The organism is Martelella sp. UBA3392 (assembly GCF_002358775.1).
In the GTDB taxonomy this organism is placed as follows: domain Bacteria; phylum Pseudomonadota; class Alphaproteobacteria; order Rhizobiales; family Rhizobiaceae; genus Martelella; species Martelella mediterranea.
Map to the genome: position 1 here is coordinate 1 of NZ_DEPM01000246.1, position 4,424 is coordinate 4,424.

General features: G+C 63.9%; 4 protein-coding genes and 1 pseudogene. All 5 read left to right on the top strand.

The window, feature by feature from the left end:
• Window positions 1-193: 193 nt before the first annotated feature.
• Window positions 194-1,645, top strand: a complete 1,452-nt coding sequence (cysG, locus tag B4E36_RS19620) for a siroheme synthase CysG (protein ID WP_292059729.1) — start codon at window positions 194-196, stop codon at window positions 1,643-1,645.
• The gene (locus B4E36_RS19625; RefSeq protein ID WP_018063279.1) at window positions 1,635-1,952 is read left to right on the top strand and encodes a DUF2849 domain-containing protein; all 318 of its coding nucleotides are present in this window, start codon (window positions 1,635-1,637) and stop codon (window positions 1,950-1,952) included. The genes cysG and B4E36_RS19625 overlap by 11 nt, the downstream gene beginning before the upstream one ends.
• 6 nt (window positions 1,953-1,958) lie before the next feature.
• Complete coding sequence (locus B4E36_RS19630; RefSeq protein ID WP_345900725.1) at window positions 1,959-3,614, top strand: nitrite/sulfite reductase; 1,656 nt, start codon at window positions 1,959-1,961, stop codon at window positions 3,612-3,614.
• Between the two features lie 11 nt (window positions 3,615-3,625).
• The gene (locus tag B4E36_RS19635; RefSeq protein WP_292059731.1) at window positions 3,626-4,129 is read left to right on the top strand and encodes a DUF934 domain-containing protein; all 504 of its coding nucleotides are present in this window, start codon (window positions 3,626-3,628) and stop codon (window positions 4,127-4,129) included.
• A 103-nt stretch (window positions 4,130-4,232) separates the two neighbouring features.
• A pseudogene (locus tag B4E36_RS19640) lies at window positions 4,233-4,424 on the top strand (ferredoxin--NADP reductase); the annotation flags it as partial.

The following is a 4,424-nucleotide window of genomic DNA, read 5'->3' on the forward strand; positions in this document are numbered from 1 at the left end:
TTGCACAGCCTGACTTAAAGGGACATTGGCGGGCGAGCGCAAGCCTCGGCCTGACCCTGCGGGTAAATTTGCCCTGCATCGCGCGGAATTGAGGAATGAAATGTTCCATCCTGCGCGCCCGCGCATTTTCGTTTCTTCAAACATCGCCGCCGCAGAGCGATTGTTGTGCCAATCTTGAGAAGGACTGCGCGCAATGGGCACGAAAGACGATTTGTTGACGACTTTCCCGGCGTTTTTCCGGGTCGATGGCCGCAAGGTCGCGATTTTCGGCGGCGGCGACGAGGCGTTCGCCAAGGCCCGGCTGATGGCAAAGACCTCCGCCGTGATTGCAGCTTATGCCGAGAACGCCGAGGACGACTACCGCGCGTTTCTCGCCGAGCACGGCTACCGGCTGGTGGAGGACGCTTTCTCGCCCGCGCAATTCGAAGGCGCGGTGTTGGTGTTTGCCGCGACAGGAATCAGCGACCAGGACCACCTGATCGCCGAGGCGGCCCGCGCGGCCTCCATCCCTGTCAACGCCGTGGACCAGAAGGACGATTGCGACTTCTATACGCCCGCTCTGGTCGCTCGTCCTCCGATCGCTGTCGCCATCGGAACCGAGGGGGCCGGTCCGGTGCTGGCGCAGATGATCCGCGCGCAGATCGACACCATGCTGCCGCGCTCGCTCGGCCCGCTGGCGCAGCTCGCCAACCGCCTGCGCGACAAGGTCGACGCAAACATTCCGCGGGGTGCGCCGCGCCGCGCCTTCTGGTCGCGCTTCTTCAACGGTTCGGTTGCGAATGCCATCGAAAAGGGAAGGGCGCTTGAGGCCGAGTGCCTTGCCGACGAGATCATCGCGGACGGAGCCCAGGTTTCCGGTCATGTGGCGCTTGTCGGCGCGGGGCCGGGCGCCGAGGACCTGCTGACGATCCGTGCCCACAGGCTGATGATGGAAGCCGATGTGATCGCTTATGACGCGCTGGTCCCCCAGGCCGTCGTCGATATGGGCCGGCGCGATGCGGAGCGTATCGCCGTCGGCAAGCGCAAGAACTGTCATTCAAAGTCTCAGAACGAAATCAATGATCTGCTCGTCGATCTTGCGAAAGAAGGCAAGCGCGTCGTGCGGCTGAAATCCGGCGATCCGCTGATCTTCGGGCGTGCAGGCGAGGAAATGGCGGCGCTGCGCGCGGCGGGCGTATCCTATGAGGTCGTGCCCGGCATCACGTCCGCCACGGCGGCGGCGGCCGATTTCGAACTGCCGCTGACGCTGCGCGGCGTTGCCTCGACCCTGGTTTTTACGACCGGCCACGACCTCAATGGTGACACCCTGCCGGACTGGGCCGCGCTTGCGGTCCGGGGCGCCACCATTGCCGTCTATATGGGCCGTTCCGTCGCCGCCAGGCTCGGCGCCCGGCTTCAGGAAGCAGGCGTTCCCCCCGACACCACGATCGCGGTGATCGAGAACGCCAGCCGGCACAATCAGCGCCTGTTCCACGGCGTTCTGTCCGAAATGGCGCTGCTGGAAGCGCGCGACGACCTCGCCGGCCCGGTGATGGTGATCATCGGCGACGCGGTCGCCGGCGCCAATCTCAAGCATTCGAGCGCGCTTTCGCAGGATAACAAGGTCGCCCAGACGAAATTCAAGGGAGTTGCCCATGTCCGCTAAGGTTCTGACCGCAAACCGCCTGACCGACGGTCTGGCCGTCTGGCTCGATGCCAATGGCCGCTGGTGCGAGGATCTGCAGGCAGCGCTTGTCGCCCGCCACGACGCGGCGATCGAAAGCCTTGATGAGATCGGCAAGCGTGATTTCTCCGCCAACAAGGTGGTCGATCTTGCCGTCATCGATGTCGAGGAGCGTCCCGACGGGCGCATCTGGCCGCTCAGGCTGCGCGAGCGCATCCGCGCCGAGGGCCCGACCATTCCTTATGCGGCCGGCTATGCCGCCGCCAAACCAGAACGCGTGGAGGCGTAAGACCTCATGTATCGTTACGATGAATTCGACAAGGATTTCGTCGCTCAGCGGGTGGACCAGTTCGCAGACCAGGTCGAACGCCGCCTTTCCGGCGAAATCACCGAGGATGCCTTCAAGCCGCTCAGGCTGATGAACGGCGTCTACCTGCAGCTCCACGCCTATATGCTGCGCATCGCCGTGCCCTATGGCACGATGAATGCCCGGCAGATGCGCATGCTCGCCCATGTCGCGCGCATCTATGACCGCGGCTATGGCCACTTCACCACGCGCCAGAACATCCAGTTCAACTGGCCGAAGCTTTCCGATATTCCAGCGATCCTGCGCGATCTCGCAAGCGTTGAAATGCATGCGATCCAGACCTCGGGAAACTGCATCCGCAACGTGACCGCCGACCATTTTTCGGGCGCCGCCGCCGACGAGGTTGCCGATCCGCGCCCCTATGCGGAAATCCTGCGGCAGTGGTCGTCGCTGCATCCCGAGTTTTCGTTCCTGCCGCGCAAGTTCAAGATCGCGGTGACCGGCGCGGAGCGCGACCGGGCGGCGATCCAGGTCCATGACATCGGCCTGCATCTGAAGCGGAACGAGGCCGGCGAACTCGGCTTTGCCGTCTATGTCGGCGGCGGGCAGGGGCGCACGCCGATGATCGCCAAGAAGGTTCGCGACTTTCTTCCGGAAGCCGATCTCCTGGCCTATGCGACGGCGATCCTGCGCGTCTACAACCTCAACGGCCGCCGCGACAACAAGTACAAGGCGCGCATCAAGATCCTCGTCCACGAGACCGGGGTTGAGGAGCTGAAGGCCCAGATCGAGCAGGAATTCGAGGCGCTGAGGGACGGCGAGCTGACATTGCCGGCGGGCGACGTCGAGGCGATCCGCGCCTACTTCGCGCTGCCCGAATTGCCGGCACGCGAGCGCGACCGTTTCGACACCGCCAATGCGAGCTATATCAACTGGCTGACCCGCAACACCGTCGCCCACAAGCGCGACGACTATGCCATGGTGACGATCTCGCTGAAGCCGATCGGCGGCATCCCCGGAGACGCGACCGACGCGCAGATGGACGCGGTCGCCGATATCGCCGAGCGCTACGGCTTCGATGAAATCCGCGTCAGCCACGAACAGAACCTCGTTCTGCCGCACGTTGCCCGCGCCGATCTCCCGGCGGTCTATCGCGCGCTTGAGGAGGTGGGGCTTGCCACCGGCAATGCCGGGCTGATCACCGATATCATCGCCTGTCCCGGGCTCGATTATTGCGCGCTCGCCAATGCGCGCTCGATCCCACTGGCGCAGGAGCTTTCCACCCGTTTCGGCAATGCCGAGCGTCAGGCCGAAATAGGCGATCTAAAGATCAAGATTTCCGGCTGCATCAACGCCTGCGGCCACCACCATGTCGGCCATATCGGCCTTCTTGGCGTGGAGAAAAAGGGTGCTGAGCTCTACCAGATCACGCTTGGCGGATCGGCGGACGAGAACACCTCGATCGGCGAGATCATCGGCCGCGGCTTCGAGCCGTCGAAGGTGACCGATGCGGTGGAGACGATCGTCGATACCTATCTTTCGCTGCGGGCCGACAAGTCGGAAACCTTCATCGAGGCCTATCGCAGGCTTGGCGCGCAGCCCTTCAAGGACGCGCTCTACCCCGAAAAAGCCAAGGCCGCCTGAGGAGACCGCACATGACTGCAATCTGGAAAGTAGGCGGCTTTGTCGAAAACGACCCATGGGTGGTGGAGACGGAAGAGCGCAAGGCGGGCGAGGGGGAGCGGGCGCTCATCCCCTACGCCGACATCATCGAACATGGCGTCGAAGGCAATGAGCCGGTCGGCGTCGTTCTCGGCCCGTTCGATGACCCGACGCGGCTTGCGCCCTATCTCGACCGGATCATGCTGGTGGCGCTGACCTTCCCGGCCTTCAGCGACGGAAGGGTGTTTTCGCAGGCGACGCTGCTGCGCGAGCGGCTGGGCTATACCGGCGAGCTGCGCGCCATCGGCGACGTGCTGATCGATCCGCTGGTGCATATGCTGCGCTGCGGCTTCGACAGCTTCGCCGTGACCAACGAGACCGCGATCCGCAGGCTCGGGGAAGGGCGGTTGCCGGCGGTGACGCGCTACTACCAGCCCGCCGCAAAATCCGCTGCCGCGGCACCCGGTTACAGCTGGCGCCGCCAGGCGGGCGCGTGAAAGCCAAGAATTTCCGGCTGACTTTGCAATTGTCGGCCAGCGGTAGTATTTGAGCGCTGGAGGATATGACCCGCAAGCGGATCGAAGGCGCCGACGAGACAGAATGACAGGACCAGACATGAACGTGCAGACCAAAACCGACGATCTTGCGACTGCGTTGCCCGCCGGGGTTTACGGCGAGACCGTGCTGAGCGTTGAGCATTATACCGACCATCTGTTCCGCTTCACCATGACGCGGCCGGCCGGTTTCCGTTTCCGCTCGGGCGAATTCGCGATGATCGGCCTGATGGTCGAC